Raw genomic sequence first — 15,000 nt, forward strand, 5'->3', positions numbered from 1 at the left:
CCGTAGTCGCTGGCGAGGCACGAAGGCTGCGAGCTTTAAATCAAAAGCTCGCAGCCTTCGTGCCTCGCCAGCGACTACATTGCATGGAGGCCAACGACAGGAACGCCCATGAAAATAATCAATGCCACGCTGCGGAAAACTCCCGGCCTGTATACGGTCAGTTGCGAAGGCGAGCGCATCAGCGCCATCACTTTGCAGCCCGGCACAGTGCCTGCGCAAGACGGCGATATTGATGCCAAAGGCCAGTTACTGATTGCGCCATTTGTAGAGCCGCATATCCACCTGGATGCAGCCCTGACAGCGGGCCAGCCAGAATGGAACCTGAGCGGCACGCTGTTCGAAGGCATCGAGCGCTGGGCACAGCGAAAGGCCACCATTACCCACGAAGACACCAAGCAGCGCGCCCACGCCACTATTCGCATGCTCGCCGAGCATGGCATCCAGCATGTGCGCACCCATGTTGATGTAACCGACCCGACCCTTGGCGCGCTCAAGGCGCTGCTGGAAGTGCGCGAAGAGGCCCGCCATCTGATTGACCTGCAAATCGTTGCCTTTCCACAGGAAGGGATCGAGTCCTACGCAGGCGGGCGCGAACTGATGACTCGCGCAATAGAAATGGGCGCAGATGTGGTCGGCGGTATCCCCCACTTTGAAAACACCCGGGAGCAAGGGGTCAGTTCGATCAAGTTCCTCATGGACCTGGCCGAGCGCACCGGCTGCCTGGTGGATGTGCATTGCGACGAAACCGATGACCCGCATTCGCGCTTTCTGGAAGTGCTGGCCGAAGAAACCCGCGTACGCGGCATGGGCAGCCGGGTGACCGCCAGCCACACCACGGCCATGGGTTCTTATGACAATGCCTATTGCTCGAAGCTGTTCCGCTTGCTCAAGACTTCGCAGATCAATTTTGTCTCATGCCCGACCGAGAGCATTCACTTGCAAGGGCGCTTTGACACATTCCCGAAACGTCGTGGCGTGACCCGGGTGGCCGAACTGGACCGGGCCGGGATGAATGTGTGTTTCGGTCAGGATTCGATCAAGGACCCGTGGTACCCCCTGGGCAACGGCAATATCCTGCGGGTGCTGGATGCCGGTTTGCATATCTGCCACATGATGGGTTTTGAGGATCTGGCGCGCTGCCTGGATCTGGTGACCGACAACAGCGCACGCACGCTGAATCTGGGTGAAGGGTATGGCATCAAGGTGGGGCGCCCGGCCAACCTGCTGGTGCTGGATGCCGAGAGCGATTATGAGGCGGTGCGCCGTCAGGCCAAGGCGCGGGTGTCGATCCGTGGCGGTAAGGTGCTGATGACCCGGGTGCCGGAGCGGGTTGAGTTCTTTACTTGAGGTGTAGTCTCCCTTCGAGAGCGGCTACGCGGTCTGCCAGACGAACCGAGGTGGCTCATCGCAGGCAAGCCTGCTCCCACAAGTTTTGCGCTGAACACAAAATCGGAGCATTGCAGGGACTATTGTGGGAGCGGGCTTGCCCGCGATGCAGGCGGTGAAGTCTGCCAGACGAACCGAGGTGGCCCATCGCAGGCAAGCCTGCTCCCACAAGTTTTGCGCTGAACACAAAATCTGAGCATTGCAGGGACTATTGTGGGAGCGGGCTTGCTCGCGATGCAGGCGATGACGGTCTGCCTGGCAAACCGAGGTGATCCATCGCAAACAAGCCAGCCCCACAGGTTTTGAATCGCTCACAAAACCCCATCTCAGCAGGATCATTGTGAGCCCGGTATTACGTCATCTGAATAATGGTCTGCATGATGGTACTTTGGGTCGAAATGGTCTTGGCGTTGGCCTGGTAGTTGCTCTGCGCCTTGATCAGATCCACCAGCTCATTGGTCAGGTTGACGTTGGAGTCTTCCAGCGAGTTGGACTGGATCGCGCCCAGGCTGCCGATCTTCGGTGCGTCGTAACCGGCCATGCCCGAGGCATAGGTTTCTTTCCAGGCAGTGCCGCCTACCGGTTGCAGGCCTTGTTCGTTGGTAAAGCTGGCCAGGGAGATCTGGCCAATGGCGCGGCTCTGGTTGTTGCTGAAGTTGGCGAACATCACGCCCGAACCGTCAATGGTCAGGTTGTTGATCTGGCCGGTGGCATAACCGTCCTGGGTCGGCGGGTTACGCGAACTGTCGGTGTTGTACTGGGTGGTTTTGGCCATATTGATGACGATGCCACCCACTTTGGCCGTTGCACCGTTCTCTTTCCACTCACCATTGATCATGGCGCCCGGCTTCCAGCCGCTGACGACCAGAGTGTTTTCAGCTTGATCCTCGACCGGATCAGGCTGGCTGACCTTGGTCAGCGCACCGGACGAGTCAAACTCCATGGTCGAGGCCACGGGCGCCGTGGCACCTTCCCCTGACGCCAGGGTGCCATCCGGGTTGCGGCCGTCGATCAGGGTATAAGAGCTCCAGGTATTGGCCCCGGTCTTGACCATGTACTGGTCCATCGGGTGCGCGTTGCCCTGGGTGTCGTAGACCGTGGTGCTGAATTTTTTGGTGTAGCTGGTGGATACGGTCGGGTCGAACGGAACCTTGGTCTGATCGATCGCATCGGAGCTGGAGTTCAGGTTGATCTCTGACGTCACCGAACCGGTCGGCTTGGGCGCCAGGTTCGAGGTGTCGATCCGCAGGTCGGTCAACACGCCGTTGATGATATTGCCGTTGGCATCCACGCCGTAGCCCTGCAAGCGCGCGGTGCCATCAGAGCTGGTCACGTAACCGTTGCTATCGGACTTGAAGGTACCGGCACGGGTGTAGCTCAAGGAGCCGTTATCGCTCAGCACGAAAAAGCCGCTGCCCTGAATCCCCATGTCCAGCAGGTTGCCGGTGTTGTTGACCGAGCCCTGACCAAAGTTTTGCGAGACCGCTGCCAGGTTCACGCCACTGCCGATGGTCTTGCTGCCTATGCCCAGCTTGTTGGCCGAGTAGATATCGGCAAATTCTGCGCGCGAGGCCTTGAAACCGGTGGTCGCCGCGTTGGCGATGTTGTTGCCGGTCACGTCGAGCTGCTTGTTCGCCGCATAGAGGCCGCTAAGGCCGATATTGAATGACATGTTTCTCTCCTTGAGGCGTATGAGTCGGCTTAGAGGCCAATGGTCTGGACTTTGGACATGCCAATGCTGCCCAGGCCTGCGAGGTTGAGCATGATTTCACCGCCGGTCTTGCTCAGGGTCACGCTGTTGACCGTGGCTGGCAGATAGGTAGTGAGCGCCGTGGTCGCCGTGTCGGTTTTGCTCGATGCGGTGAAGGTGTAGGAACCCTTGTCCAGCAGCACACCGTCGTCGTCCTTGCCGTCCCAGGTAAAGTCCACGTTGCCGGCTTTCTGGCTGCCCATCTCGATGGTGCGGACCACTTCGCCGTCAGCATCGGTAATGGTGATAGTGGGCTTGGAGTCGGCGTCCTTGACCACCACGGTGCCGTTGAATGGTTTTTCGCTGGCGGGGTCTACGTAGGCTTCACTGGTTTGCACGATGACCGAGCGCCCCACCAACGACGAGGCCTGCAGAGCCTGTGAGGACTGCAAACCGCCCGACAGGGAGTTGACCGTGTCATTGAGCGTGGTGATGCCTTCCAGGCTGCTGAACTGTGCCAGCTGCGCAACAAACGCCGTGTTGTCCTGCGGGTCCAGCGGGTTCTGGTTTTTCAGCTGGGTGACCAGCAGTTGCAGAAACGCATCCTTGCCCAGTGCCGTGTTGCCCGTCACGCCCTTGGTGGCCGCTGCCACGCTGGTATCGGTGGTCTTGGCCTGGGCGGAGTTGGCAAGCACCTGGTTAAGGGTCAAGCCGCTGGTGGAATCGGTCACACTCATTTGTCTCGCCCCTTATCACTGACCCAGGGTCAGGACCTTCTGCATCATGGTTTTGGCGGTGTTCATCATTTCGGCGTTGGTCTGGAACGAACGACTGGCGGAAATCATGTCAGCCATTTCTTCAACCACGTTGACGTTGGGGTAATAGACGTAGCCCTTGGCGTCGGCAGATGGATGGTTAGGCTCGTAACGGGCCTGCAACTCGCTTTGGTCTTCGACCACCGCCGTCACCTGCACGCCTTTGCCGGCAGCGTCCTGGTTCTGGAACAGCGAGTCGCCGCCAGTGCCTTGCGCGCCTTCGAACATAGTGGCGAATACCGGGTGACGGGCGCGGTAGGTCTGGTCGATGCTCGACGACACGGTGTCGGCGTTGGCGATGTTACTGGCCACGGTATTAAGACGCGTGGTCTGGGCACTCATGCCGCTGCCGGCAATATTGAACACACTGGCTAGAGACATGGGTTACTCCCCGCGCAGGGCCGACATCAGCCCTTTGAATTTGCTGTTGAGCAGGGTGAAGCTGGCCTGGAAGTTGACCGCATTCTCTGCGTAGTTTGACTGCTCGATCTGAGCGTCCACGGTGTTCTGGTCGATCGACGGTTGCATCGGCGTGCGGTACAGCAACGACTCGTCGCCGCTGCTCAGGCCCTGGGCTTCGATATGGCGGGTATTGGTCTTGTTCAACGCAAAAGTGCCGTTCTGGTTTTTGTCGCTTTGTGCGGCGAGCACAGAGGCAAAGTCCAGATCCCGAGCCTTGTAGTTCGGGGTGTCGGCGTTGGCGATATTGTTCGCCAGCACTTCAGCGCGCTGAGCGCGAAAGCCAAGGGCTTGCTCATGGATACCGAGCGCTTTGTCGAAGCTGATGCTCATGTCGAAAAACCTTTGTGGGCTGACCTGAGAAAGTGATTCAGGTTTTACATGACAGGGATAGAGCAAACCCCGTGCCAGTTTTTACAGCCCCGTAAATCAAGGGTTTTACCTGTAGCGCAGGGCGGCAATGCCAGAAAAGCGGCAACGCTTGACCGCTGACTGCCGCTTTTCTGCCGCTTTGCAGTTACAACACATGACCCATGTGGGAGCGGGCTTGCTCGCGATGGCATCAATGCGGTTTTCTGACAAACCGCAGCGCTTGCATCGCAGGCAAGCCAGCTCCCACAGAGAGGGTGGCTATTTGGCCTGGTAGATAATCCCCGGGCTGCACTGGACCATCTGATAGTGGTCCGGCAAGCCGTTAAGCGCTTCGGAGGCGCCCAGAAACAGGTAACCGCCCGGCTTCAGGGTGCTGTGGATGCGCAGCAGGATGTCTTTCTTCACTTCTGCCGAAAAGTAGATCAGCACGTTGCGGCAGAACACGATATCGAACTTGCCAAAGCCTGCGTAACTGTCCAGCAGGTTGAACGGGCGGAACTCGACCCGGCTCTTGATCGGCGCCTTGATCACCCAGCGCCCCGGCCCCTTGGGGTCGAAATAACGCTGCAGGCGTTCAGGTGACAGGCCGCGGCCAATCGCCAGATTGTCGTATTCGCCGGTGCGGCAGGTATTGAGCATCTGCGCGGAGAGATCGGTGGCAAAAATCTGCACACCCGCCTTCAACTGCCCCAGGTTGCTGCGCTCGAACTCGTCGATCGCCATCGACAGTGAATAGGGTTCCTGCCCCGAAGAACAGGCCGCCGACCAGATACGCAAACGCTGGCCCGGGCTGGCCTTGATCTGCTCCGGCAGCACCTTGTTTTTCAACACTTCAAAGGGGTAGGTATCACGAAACCACAAGGTTTCGTTGGTAGTCATGGCATCGACCACCTGCTCGCGCAGCCCACTGCGCGGCTGGCTCTGGATACGCTGAATCAACTCGCCCAACGACTTGATGCCTTGTTGCTCCATCAGTTTGTTAAGCCGGCTGGAGACCAGGTACTGCTTGTTTTCACCCAGCAAAATGCCACAGGCTTTTTCCAGAAAGACCCGGAATTGTTCAAAATCCAAATTAGCCGTCGACAAATGTCCTGCCTCTTAAATCGTTTTGACCGCCAGGGGCTGAGCCCCTAGCTGAAGTCTGCTGCTTTGATCCGGTCAACTACCCGGGATGCCAGGTCGTCAGGCCTGAATTTGGCCAAAAAGTCATCGGCACCGACCTTTTTGACCATTGCCTGGTTGAAAACCCCGGACAACGAAGTATGCAGAATGATGTGCAGCTTTTGCATCCGTGGATCGTTGCGGATTTCCGCCGTCAGGGTGTAGCCGTCCATTTCCGGCATCTCGATATCCGAGATCATCATCAGAAATTCTTCGGCCGGGTCCTTGCCCTCTTCCACCAGCTTGCGCAGGTAGTCCAGCGCCTGTCGGCCGTCGTTCAACGACACCACTTCCACGCCCACCGTTTGCAGGCAGCGGGCAACCTGCTTGCGCGCCACCGACGAATCGTCGACGGTCAGCACCCGCAATGACAGCGCCTTGCTTCGGGTTTCGACATCGACCACACCATGGGTGATGGTTTCCGGCGATGGCGAAACTTCCGCCAGGACCTTTTCAACATCGATGATCTCGACCAATTGGTCGTCCATCCGGGTCACGGCCGTCAAGTAATGGTCGTGGCCGGTGCCCTTGGGCGGTGGATGGATATCTTCCCAGTTCATGTTGACGATACGCTCGACCGAACGCACCAGAAAGCCCTGGGTCTTGGTGTTGTACTCGGTGATGATCACAAACGGGTTGCTCTGGTCTTGCAAGGCACCCGCCCCGGTGGCCATTGCCAGATCGAGGATCGGAATGGTCGCACCGCGAATGCTCGCCACGCCACACACCACAGGGTGGGACTTGGGGATCATGGTCAGCTTGGGGCATTGCAGCACCTCCCGGACCTTGAACACATTAATCCCGTAAAGCTGTGGCCCATCCAGGCGAAACAGCAACAGCTCCAGGCGGTTTTGCCCCACCAGTTGAGTGCGCTGGTTAACCGCATCCATCACTCCGGCCATACTCAGCTCCTCTTAAAAACTTAAAGTTTCAACCCGCATTCTCCGTAAACGGCACGGGGCTTGCTTTTTATCGGCCATGAACGCCAAAACGACAAATTCCTGCCACCGACTTTTCCCGCTGACTCTGCGCCGCTGCTGCCTGAGCGTGCTGGCCGCCGGAGCCTTGCTCAGCGTAGGCACTTATAGCAGGGCTGACGCATTTACATCGCCTGAAAAGCTTATCGGCGTGACCCAGGGCTTTCTTGAATTCACCGTTGAAGACTACCTGGCCACCAGCCAGACCGAAGGACGCTATCAGATCCAGGTCAACAATCTGGACCCGCGCTTGCGTCTGGCCGAGTGCGACAAGGAATTGACAGCCACCCTGGAAAGCCCGGCGCAACCCATGGGCCGCGTGATCGTGCGCGTGCGCTGCGAAGGGCTGTCGCCCTGGACCATTTTTGTGCCGGCCCAGGTCAAACTGTTCCGCGATGTGGTCACCGTCAATCATCCACTCAAGCGCGGCATGGTTATCGACTACCCCGACGTGACCCTGCGCGAACGCGATGTCAGCCTGATCAGCCAGGGCTACCTGACCGCGACCGAGCTGGCCGTAGGCCAAAAACTGCTGCGGCCCATGGTCACCGACCAGGTGTTGACCCTCACCCATCTGGAGCAGGCGGCTGCCGTGCGCAAGGGCGATCATGTGGTGATCAGCGCCCGCAGTGGCACATTAAGTGTCAAAATGCCCGGCGAGGCCCTGTCAGACGGTGGCCTTAGCGAGCAAATACGGGTAAAAAACCTGAATTCCAAACGTGTAATCCGCGCCCGGGTCACTGGGCCCGGGCAAGTAGAAGTGGCATTGTAGGAAAGTTGGCATCAGTCTCCTGACTTTCCTACACTGTGGTTTGACGCAGATCAGTACAGTTCTGTGTGAAGCTATGATTAATCGAGCCTAAAGTTTTCCCGGGTATGGCCGAAAACATGGCAAGCGTCCAAATACCCCGAGGTTTTTCGTTATGGTCATCGACTTCAGTCGTCTCAACAGCGCCCCGCCCCTCGCCGGCAGTACGCGCAGCAACGCCAGTCAGGAAGCCGGCACTGCCACGCAAGCGGCCCCGGCAAAAAGCCCTGAGCCAACCAGCGCCAGCGCCCCAAGCGGGGAATCTGTTCACCTCAGCCAAGAGGCTCAACAGTTGCAGAAGATCAGCGACTCGTTGCGTGACCAACCTGCCGTCGATAAAAATCGGGTGGCCGAGCTTAAACAAGCCATCGCTGACGGCAGCTATAAAGTCGACAGCGAGCGGGTCGCCAGCAAACTGCTTGACATGGAAGCCCAGCGCTAGGCCCACGGCCAGTGCCGCGCTTTTGGACGCTTAACTCCCAGAGCCCGCCATGCACGACGAAAATTTACTGCAATTGATCAACGATGACCTCGCACCCGCCGGGCAATTGCTCGGTTTGTTGCAGGACGAGTCCATCGCCCTTAAAGGCCGCGACATGCAGGTGCTGGAGACTATTCTGGCGCGCAAGCAGTCGCTGATCATTTTGCTTGAGCAACATGGCCGCAGGCGCAGCGAGATCCTCGCCAGTCTTGGCCTGGCCACCAATCGTAGCGGCCTCGAAAGCCTTGCCAGCCATTCCAGCGTGGGTGCACAACTGCTCAGTCAGAGCGATGTGCTGAACCAGTTGCTGGCTCAATGCCAGGCCGCCAACCTGCTCAATGGCCAGTCGATCCAGACCCAGCAGGCGATCACTGCCAACCAGCTGCGCATTCTGCATGGCGGCGAAGCTCCGTCGCTGTATGACGCCCGCGGCACCACTTCGATGCTCAACAAGCACCGCGCCTACAGCCAGGCTTGAACCCGCGCCACCACCGTATATAGCGAGACACACAACATGATGGCAGAATGCCCATCTTTTGCGTGTCGTTGTATTTTGTCTGGAGATTGATCAACCGTGTTCGACGCCCAAGATGCTCCGCAACCGCCAAAGGTGCTGACTACGCCTTTGGAAATAGCTTCCAACCTGCGGATGCTGCAAGAGAGCCATGACCCGCTGATCATCACGTTCGAGGACCGCACCCAGCGTTTCCAGAGCTACGTGGTGGATGTCGATCGCGAGCGCAACTCCATGGCGCTGGACGAAATGATCCCACGGGGTGGCGAACGTTTTCTTGAGGCGGGTGTACCGTTTCGGGTTGAGGGCTTCCATGACGGTGTGCGCATCGCCTGGGAATGCACCACCCAGCTGACCATTGATGAGAGCAACGACCACCGCTGCTATCGCGGCGCATTGCCCCGCGAAGTGTCGTACCACCAGCGCCGCAGCGCGTTTCGTGCAGCACTGCGTCTGGCCAATCTGGTCAGCGTGGAAGTGGCCGGGGACAAGCTTAAAAACCCGATCAAGGGCAAACTGCTGGACGTTTCGGCCACCGGTTGCAAGTTGCGCTTTGAGGGCGATATCAGCCAGGGCATGCAACCGGGCCAGGTGTATGAGCGCTTCAGCGCCGACCTGCCGTTTGGCCTGATCTCCACGCCGGTGGAGTTGCGTTACCTGCACTTTGAAGAGCGGCTGAATATTACCTTTGCCGGCATGCGCTTTCACAATATCAGCGGCGCAGTACAGCGTCAGGTCGAGCGGTTTGTCTATCAACTGCAGCGCGAGGCGCGGCAGTTTGATAAAGATGATGATTACTAAACCCTGAATAGTGTGGGAGTCGTCGCACCGCCGCTCCCACAGGGTCATATGGCTACGGCTTGGGTTGTGACTCGGTGTCCGTCTGCGGATCAACCTCTTCCACCACCGGCTCCTGCACCATCTGATCCTGCACATCCTGCTCATCTACCCGTGGGTCAAGCGCAGCCACCAGCGGTGAGCTGGACATGCTGTCGGGCATGGCCACGTGATGCAGCGGCGCATCGTCGACCTGGTGCAGATTGGTCACCGCATTCGGGCGGATTCGCCATACCAGGATCAATCCTGCCACGCTGAAAAAGGCATAGAGCATCTGACTGCCCAGCACCTTCATCAGTACCCCCGCCACCAGCGGCCCGACGCTTGCGCCGATACCGTAGGTCACCAGCAACATGGCCGTCAGCGACACCCGACGCTCAGCCTCGATATGGTCATTGGCAAAGGCCACGGCCAGCGGATAGATGCAAAACTGCATCAGGGCCGCCATGCCCCCGGCCACAAACAGCACTTCCAAAGGCACCGACGGCAGGATCGCCAGCGGCAATGAAGCCAGCGCCAGCAAGAACGCGAAAACCCGGATCAGCAATGGCCGGTCATAACGGTCAGACAACCAGCCCAGCGGCCACTGCACCAGCAGCCCGGCAAAAATGCAGCTGCCCATATACACACCGACCAGTTCGGTCGACAGCCCCTGCTGCGACGCATACAGCGGTGCCAGGCCATAGAATGACCCCACCAGCAGGCCCGCGCCCATCACTGCGATCAACGACTGCGGCACTCGCTTGATAAAGAATTTCGGGTCCATCGGTGCCGGATGCAGGGGCGCCGGGTGAATGCGCCGGGTCATGGCCACTGGTACCAGGCACAACGCAAAACACAAGGCCACCACCATCAGCAACTCAAGGCCAAGGGCCGGGTGAATCGCCAGGATAAGTTGCCCGAGCACCAGGCCCAGGTACGACGCGATCATATACAGGCTGAACACCACACCACGCTGCTTGGCATCGGCCTGCTCGTTGAGCCAGCTTTCGATGACCATGTACTGGCACATCATGCCCAGGCCGACGATCACCCGCAGCAGCAGCCATATCGGCAGCCAGTCCGTCAGCCCGTGACACAGCACCGCCGCGCCGACAATACCGGCACAGGTGGCGTAGGCACGAATATGCCCCACCCGGGCAATCAGCCGGTGGCCGATCTTGCCACCCAGCACCAGGCCAAAATAGTTGGCCGCCATCAGGGCACCGATCCACAGGCCGTCGACATTGTCGGCCGCCAGGCGCAGGGCCAGATAGGTGCTCAAAAGGCCCGAGCCGATCAACATCATCAGTGAGGCGAAGTACAACGCTCGAAACGACTTCCAGATCTGGTGCATTGGCTTTCCGTGTGGCTCCTTGTGGCTGCAACCAGGCACTGGCCCGGCAGCACAAATTTAAACGGTCAAGCCTGAGCCGCCAGCACGCGACGCTCCCAGGGAGTGATTTCGTCATGGAAGCTGGTCAGCTCCAGCATCTTGGACGCGATGTAGCCTTCGATGAACTCAGTGCCGAACAGTTCAATCGCCAAGTGGCTGCGCTTGAGGCGCTCAAGTGCTGCATGCAAGGTACAGGGCAGTGACAGCGCCTCAGGCACTGCGAATTCGCCCTGTATCGCGGCAGTCGGTTCCACCTCGTGCTCGATACCATATAACCCGACCGCCAGGCTGGCAGCAATCGCCAGGTACGGGTTGGCATCCGCGCCCGGCAAACGGTTTTCGACCCGCCGCGCCAGCGGCGAGCTGGCCGGAATCCGCAAGCCAGCAGATCGGTTATCGTGGGACCAGCAGGCATTGTTGGGCGACGCATAAGGGTGGAACAAACGCTGGTAGGAATTCACGTTCGGCGCAAACAGCGCGGTAAAGTCAGCCATACCCGCCTGCTGCCCGCCGATAAAATGGCGGAAAGCGGCCGTCGGCTGCCCCGCTTCGTCGCTGAATACGTTACGACCGCTGCCCAGCTCAACCACGCTCTGGTGAATATGCATCGAGCTGCCAGCGGTATGCGCCAGCGGCTTGGCCATACAGACCACGGTCAGGCCATGTTTAAGGGCGACCTCCTTGAGCAGGTGCTTGAACAGAAAAGTCTGATCGGCGAGCAACAGCGGATCACCGTGCAACAGGTTGATCTCGAACTGGCTGACGCCCATCTCGTGCATAAAGGTGTCACGGGGCAAACCCAGCGCCGCCATGCATTCGTAAACTTCGCTAAAGAAGGGCCGCAGACCGTTATTGGAACTGATGCTGAACGCCGAAAAACCGTCCTCGCGACGGCCATCCAGGCCTACTGGCGGACGGAATGCCTGGGTCGGGTCGGGGTTGGGAGCAAACACAAAGAACTCAAGTTCGGTCGCCACCACCGGCGCCAGCCCGCGAGCCGCATAACGGGCGATAACGGCCTTCAACTGGCCGCGGGTTGACAACGCCGAGCTCTCACCGCTGAACTCATCGGCATCACAAATGGCCAGGGCTCGGGGCGGCTGGCTCCAGGGCAGACGATGGATATGGGCCGGGTCCGGTACCAGCGCCAGATCACCGTCCTCACTGCCATAGAAGCGCGACTCGGGGTAACCGCCCATGATGCATTGCAGCAGCACGCCACGGGCCATCTGCAAGCGACGGCCTTCAAGGAAGCCCGCAGCGGTCATCACCTTGCCACGGGGCACGCCATTGAGATCAGGAGTCACGCATTCAATCTCATCAATGCCCGCCAATTGCTGTGCGAGTGAACCCTGACCATCGCTCGTCATGACACTTTCCTTGTTGGGTGCAGGCCGCTAGCGGCAATCTGTACAAAATACGCATCAGCTCGACTTTTGGGTAGTCGCTGACGAGGAACGAAGGCTGCGAGGTTTTGATAAGAAGCTCGCAGCCTTCGTTCCTCATCAGCGACTACACTGCGCCCACTGCGTCCAGGATGACCCAAGGAAGAACGATGAGAAAGTTACTCCCTCTTTGCACAAGCATGTTGCTGACCAGCATGATCAGCCCGGCAGTCTTTGCCCAGACACCCACCAGCGATGGCTATGTTCTGGATAAAGTCGTACAGGTCAGCCGCCACGGAGTACGCCCGCCCACCAAGTCCAATGAAAAACTGCTGACCACTGTCACCCAGCGTAAGTGGCCGACCTGGCTGGTGCCCTTCGGCAACCTCACCGGCCATGGCTACACCGGTGCCGTCGAAATGGGTCGCTACCGGGGCGAAGTGCTGCGCAACGCCGGGCTGATCCCCAAGGGCTGCCCGGATGCCAGCCAATTGCTGGTCCATGCCAGCCCCCTGCAACGCACCAAAGCCACGGCCCAGGCCCTGCTCGACGGCATGTTTCCCGGCTGCGGCCTGCAACCGACTTATGTAACAGGTGAACAGGACGCCCTGTTCCAGGCCAATGAAATGCCCTTTGCCGCCCTCGACCCGGTCAAGGCCAAGGCAGAAATCCTCAAGGCCCTGGGTGGCAGCGTCGAAGCCGCACAGGCGCGCTATAAACCTTTCGAAGAAAAACTGCGTGAAGTCGCCTGCCTGCCTGGCACCGATTGCCCCTACGGTAAAGAGCCCTGGAAGCTGGAACAAAACGCCAAGGGACGTTTCGCAATCAAGGGCCTGAGCGCGGGCGCCAATATGGGCGAAGTGTTCCGCCTCGAATACAGCCAGGGCTTGCCACTGGACAAGGTCGCGTTCGGCAACGCCCGTAGCGCTGGCGATGTCTCCAGCCTGATGGTGCTGACCAAGGCCAAGTACGATTACCTCAACGACATCCCCTATATCGCCAGCCGTGGTGCGTCCGAGTTGATGAACCAGATTTCCCTGGAACTCAAACAAGGCACGTCACTGGCCATAAAGGACGCGCCGAGCACCCCGCCGGATGTGCAGCTGATGCTGCTGGTGGCCCACGACACCAATATCTCTTACCTGCGCACCATGCTCGGCTTCGGCTGGAAGCTGGGTGACTACATCGAAAATAATATCCCACCCGTAGGCACCCTGCAGTTTGAGCGCTACCAGGAAGTCAAAACCGGCGAGTATTTTTTGCGTATCGCTTTTGAAGCCCAGTCAATGGACCAGATCCGCAACCTGACCCAACTGAGCGGCGGGCAAAAGCCGCTCAAGGCTGACTTCCAGAGCGCCAAGGACTGCCGCAAAACCAGCGTCGGCCTGCTCTGCCCGCTCAAGGATGCGATGGTTAAAGTCGATCAGAACATCGACCCTACCGCACTCACGCCCTACTCATTTCAATAATGGCCGGTTAACAGGCCACGCTCAGCTCGCGCTGCTGCAACCAGCTCAATAAGTCCGGCCCGTTCATGGGCCGGGCGAACCAGTAGCCCTGCCCTTGCAGGCAACCCAACTCCAGCAACCGCAGGAACTGGGCCTCAGTTTCAATGCCCTCGACCACCACCGACATGCCCAAGGCCTTGCCCAAAGCCAGGGTGCTGCTGATCGCGGCTTCGCAGCGTGGCTCATGCTGCAGGTTGCGAACAAACTCACCGTCGAGCTTGATCTCGTTAAACGGCAACTGACATAGCCGCTGCAGCGAGGAAAACCCGGCACCAAAATCATCAATCGACAACCGGCAGCCCATCATGCGCAGGCGCACCAGATTCTCCAGGCTCGCAGCCGGAGCTTGCAGCAGGCCGGTTTCGGTCAGTTCAAAGGTCAGCCGCGAACCCGGCGTGGCATACCGGGTCAAAATGCCCTTGAGCGTGTAGGTCAGTTGGGGATTGGCCAATTGCGCAGCTTGCAGATTGAACGCCATATTCAAGCTAAAGCCCTGGACCCGGGCCTGCTCCTGCAGGCATAACGCCTGATCCAGTTGAGCAAACAACAGCTCATCCATTAGCCCGCAGCGCTCCAGCACCGGGATAAACACTGCGGGTGGCAGTAGCCCTTTGCTTGGGTGCAGCCAACGGCAAAGCACTTCAATACCACACACCTCGCCGGTCTGCAGGTCGAACTTGGGCTGATACCAGGCCTGCAATTGCTGCAGGGCCAGTGCCTGGCGCACCTCTTCCTCGCAGGCCAGTTGTATGCTCGCTTCGAATGCATCGGCGCCGCTGCCCTGATACTTCTTCAGCAAAGGCTCCAGGGTTTCGGCATACAGCGTCTTGCCCACATCCCCCAGCAATTCAATGCCCAGCAGACTTATGATCTGATGGGCCGCACGGCGTAGATCAGCAGACAGCGCGCTGCTGACAATCACGGACTTGACCTGCGCCGAAGTGCCTGCACGACGCAAAAAGGCCAGCCCGTCCATGCCCTCCATCTGCAGGTCACACACGGCGATATCCACTGCACCCACTTGTTGCAAAACCGCCAGCGCCTCGCTGCCATCACTGGCTTCAAACACCTCATGGCAGCCCAGCGAGCGAAACAGGCTGACCGCGAGGGCACGCTGAAAGCAGTCATCTTCAAGAATCAGGATACGCAGGGAGTTGCCAGGCATTAAGGTCGACCCATAGTGAATGCTGTAGGTCGATTGTCTAGGGAGCGGTAAGAGATTTACCTAGGGG

Annotated in this window: 15 protein-coding genes; 6 read left to right on the forward strand and 9 right to left on the reverse strand. The window is 59.0% G+C overall.

The window, feature by feature from the left end; translation table 11 throughout:
- Positions 1-108 precede the first annotated feature (108 nt).
- On the forward strand, positions 109-1,347 hold the full coding sequence (gene codA / locus ACZRMH_RS16020) for a cytosine deaminase (protein WP_464014237.1): 1,239 nt from the start codon (positions 109-111) through the stop codon (positions 1,345-1,347).
- Positions 1,348-1,738: 391 nt separating this feature from the next.
- On the opposite strand, the gene flgE is transcribed toward codA, so the two are convergent.
- From flgE to ACZRMH_RS16050, 6 genes are all read right to left on the reverse strand, one after another.
- The gene (gene flgE / locus ACZRMH_RS16025; RefSeq protein ID WP_464014238.1) at positions 1,739-3,058 is read right to left on the reverse strand and encodes a flagellar hook protein FlgE; all 1,320 of its coding nucleotides are present in this window, start codon (positions 3,056-3,058) and stop codon (positions 1,739-1,741) included.
- Positions 3,059-3,087: 29 nt separating this feature from the next.
- Entirely contained in the window at positions 3,088-3,813 is a 726-nt protein-coding gene (gene flgD / locus ACZRMH_RS16030; RefSeq protein WP_464014239.1) for a flagellar hook assembly protein FlgD, read from the reverse strand.
- A gap of 15 nt (positions 3,814-3,828) precedes the next feature.
- Positions 3,829-4,272, reverse strand: a complete 444-nt coding sequence (flgC, locus tag ACZRMH_RS16035; RefSeq protein WP_464014240.1) for a flagellar basal body rod protein FlgC — start codon at positions 4,270-4,272, stop codon at positions 3,829-3,831.
- Between the two features lie 3 nt (positions 4,273-4,275).
- Positions 4,276-4,683, reverse strand: coding sequence for a flagellar basal body rod protein FlgB (gene flgB / locus ACZRMH_RS16040; RefSeq protein WP_464014241.1), 408 nt, complete (start codon positions 4,681-4,683; stop codon positions 4,276-4,278).
- Between the two features lie 297 nt (positions 4,684-4,980).
- Positions 4,981-5,808, reverse strand: a complete 828-nt coding sequence (gene cheR / locus ACZRMH_RS16045) for a protein-glutamate O-methyltransferase CheR (RefSeq protein WP_464014242.1) — start codon at positions 5,806-5,808, stop codon at positions 4,981-4,983.
- 44 nt (positions 5,809-5,852) lie between these two features.
- Positions 5,853-6,785: a chemotaxis protein CheV gene (locus tag ACZRMH_RS16050; protein ID WP_464014243.1), complete on the reverse strand. Its 933-nt coding sequence runs from the start codon at positions 6,783-6,785 to the stop codon at positions 5,853-5,855.
- Positions 6,786-6,861: 76 nt separating this feature from the next.
- On the opposite strand from ACZRMH_RS16050, the gene flgA reads away from it, so the two are divergent.
- From flgA to ACZRMH_RS16070, 4 genes are all read left to right on the forward strand, one after another.
- Positions 6,862-7,632: a flagellar basal body P-ring formation chaperone FlgA gene (flgA, locus tag ACZRMH_RS16055; protein ID WP_464014244.1), complete on the forward strand. Its 771-nt coding sequence runs from the start codon at positions 6,862-6,864 to the stop codon at positions 7,630-7,632.
- A 151-nt stretch (positions 7,633-7,783) separates the two neighbouring features.
- On the forward strand, positions 7,784-8,110 hold the full coding sequence (flgM, locus tag ACZRMH_RS16060) for a flagellar biosynthesis anti-sigma factor FlgM (RefSeq protein WP_464014245.1): 327 nt from the start codon (positions 7,784-7,786) through the stop codon (positions 8,108-8,110).
- Positions 8,111-8,159: 49 nt separating this feature from the next.
- Entirely contained in the window at positions 8,160-8,627 is a 468-nt protein-coding gene (locus tag ACZRMH_RS16065) for a flagella synthesis protein FlgN (RefSeq protein ID WP_464014246.1), read from the forward strand.
- Positions 8,628-8,723: 96 nt separating this feature from the next.
- A complete protein-coding gene (locus tag ACZRMH_RS16070) occupies positions 8,724-9,464 on the forward strand; it encodes a flagellar brake protein (RefSeq protein ID WP_464014247.1) in 741 nt (246 codons plus the stop codon).
- Between the two features lie 52 nt (positions 9,465-9,516).
- On the opposite strand, the gene ACZRMH_RS16075 is transcribed toward ACZRMH_RS16070, so the two are convergent.
- Both ACZRMH_RS16075 and ACZRMH_RS16080 read right to left on the reverse strand, forming a co-directional pair.
- Entirely contained in the window at positions 9,517-10,836 is a 1,320-nt protein-coding gene (locus tag ACZRMH_RS16075) for an MFS transporter (protein ID WP_464014248.1), read from the reverse strand.
- A gap of 65 nt (positions 10,837-10,901) precedes the next feature.
- Positions 10,902-12,143 carry a glutamine synthetase family protein gene (locus ACZRMH_RS16080; RefSeq protein WP_464014289.1) on the reverse strand — a complete coding sequence of 414 codons (1,242 nt, stop codon included), beginning with the start codon at positions 12,141-12,143 and terminating at the stop codon, positions 10,902-10,904.
- Positions 12,144-12,430: 287 nt separating this feature from the next.
- Here ACZRMH_RS16080 and ACZRMH_RS16085 point away from each other — a divergent pair, with 287 nt between their 5' ends.
- Complete coding sequence (locus ACZRMH_RS16085; RefSeq protein WP_464014249.1) at positions 12,431-13,729, forward strand: histidine-type phosphatase; 1,299 nt, start codon at positions 12,431-12,433, stop codon at positions 13,727-13,729.
- 7 nt (positions 13,730-13,736) lie between these two features.
- Here ACZRMH_RS16085 and ACZRMH_RS16090 read toward each other — a convergent pair whose 3' ends face one another.
- On the reverse strand, positions 13,737-14,933 hold the full coding sequence (locus ACZRMH_RS16090; protein ID WP_464014250.1) for an EAL domain-containing response regulator: 1,197 nt from the start codon (positions 14,931-14,933) through the stop codon (positions 13,737-13,739).
- Between the last annotated feature and the right edge of the window lie 67 nt (positions 14,934-15,000).

This window comes from Pseudomonas sp. B414 (assembly GCF_055408445.1).

What these genes read in the sequence shown, in the direction of transcription:
- codA (WP_464014237.1), top strand. Translation starts at nt 109, where the DNA reads ATGAAAATAATCAATGCCACGCTGCGGAAAACTCCCGGCCTGTATACG.
- flgE (WP_464014238.1), bottom strand. Translation starts at nt 3,058, where the DNA reads ATGTCATTCAATATCGGCCTTAGCGGCCTCTATGCGGCGAACAAGCAG.
- flgD (WP_464014239.1), bottom strand. Translation starts at nt 3,813, where the DNA reads ATGAGTGTGACCGATTCCACCAGCGGCTTGACCCTTAACCAGGTGCTT.
- flgC (WP_464014240.1), bottom strand. Translation starts at nt 4,272, where the DNA reads ATGTCTCTAGCCAGTGTGTTCAATATTGCCGGCAGCGGCATGAGTGCC.
- flgB (WP_464014241.1), bottom strand. Translation starts at nt 4,683, where the DNA reads ATGAGCATCAGCTTCGACAAAGCGCTCGGTATCCATGAGCAAGCCCTT.
- ACZRMH_RS16050 (WP_464014243.1), bottom strand. Translation starts at nt 6,785, where the DNA reads ATGGCCGGAGTGATGGATGCGGTTAACCAGCGCACTCAACTGGTGGGG.
- flgA (WP_464014244.1), top strand. Translation starts at nt 6,862, where the DNA reads ATGAACGCCAAAACGACAAATTCCTGCCACCGACTTTTCCCGCTGACT.
- flgM (WP_464014245.1), top strand. Translation starts at nt 7,784, where the DNA reads ATGGTCATCGACTTCAGTCGTCTCAACAGCGCCCCGCCCCTCGCCGGC.
- ACZRMH_RS16065 (WP_464014246.1), top strand. Translation starts at nt 8,160, where the DNA reads ATGCACGACGAAAATTTACTGCAATTGATCAACGATGACCTCGCACCC.
- ACZRMH_RS16075 (WP_464014248.1), bottom strand. Translation starts at nt 10,836, where the DNA reads ATGCACCAGATCTGGAAGTCGTTTCGAGCGTTGTACTTCGCCTCACTG.
- ACZRMH_RS16080 (WP_464014289.1), bottom strand. Translation starts at nt 12,143, where the DNA reads ATGACCGCTGCGGGCTTCCTTGAAGGCCGTCGCTTGCAGATGGCCCGT.
- ACZRMH_RS16085 (WP_464014249.1), top strand. Translation starts at nt 12,431, where the DNA reads ATGAGAAAGTTACTCCCTCTTTGCACAAGCATGTTGCTGACCAGCATG.
- ACZRMH_RS16090 (WP_464014250.1), bottom strand. Translation starts at nt 14,933, where the DNA reads ATGCCTGGCAACTCCCTGCGTATCCTGATTCTTGAAGATGACTGCTTT.